The sequence below is a fragment of the Aminobacter sp. P4_D5 genome (assembly GCF_056401815.1).
The window spans coordinates 1-552 of sequence record NZ_JBFUIP010001232.1 but is presented as its reverse complement, the minus strand read 5'-3'; the positions used below and the strand labels follow the sequence as shown (position 1 = coordinate 552).

Here is a 552-nt window from a genome sequence, read left to right as displayed (position 1 = left end):
CGCCAAGGCCGCGCACGACCAGGCGCGAGCCTTCGGCGGCAACCCCCGCGAGCAGATGCACATGGCCGCGCTCGGCGCCTGGGCCGAGGGCGGGCAGGACCGCRCCATCGCCATCTGGGAGGAGCTCCTCGCCGAACACCCGCGCGACATCCTCGCCTTCCGCCTGCACCACTTCGCCGCCTTCTGGATGGGTAAGGCGCCGGAGATGATGGCCTCCGTCGAGCGCGCATTGCCGCACTGGGACGGGGAGGTGCCGGGCTACGGCTCGCTGCTCGCCTGCCGCGCCTTCGCGCATGAGGAATGCGGCAGCCTCGTCGTCGCCGAGGCCGCCGGCCGGGAAGCCATCCGCCGCGACCCCGCCGATCTCTGGGCCGCGCATGCCGTCGCCCATGTGTTGGAGATGCAGGGCCGCCGCGCCGAGGGCATCGGCTGGATCACGGGCCTGTCCTCGAATTTCGATGGCGGCAACAACCTGCTGCACCACCTCTCCTGGCACCAGGCCATGTTCCACATGGAGCGCGGTGAGTTCGCCGAGGTGCTGCGCCTCTACGA

Annotated in this window: 1 protein-coding gene; it reads left to right on the top strand. The window is 71.3% G+C overall.

From position 1 onward, the window contains the following. On the top strand, window positions 1–552 hold a 552-nt coding region (locus AC1DWF_RS37660; protein WP_476843514.1), incomplete at both ends, for a tetratricopeptide repeat protein.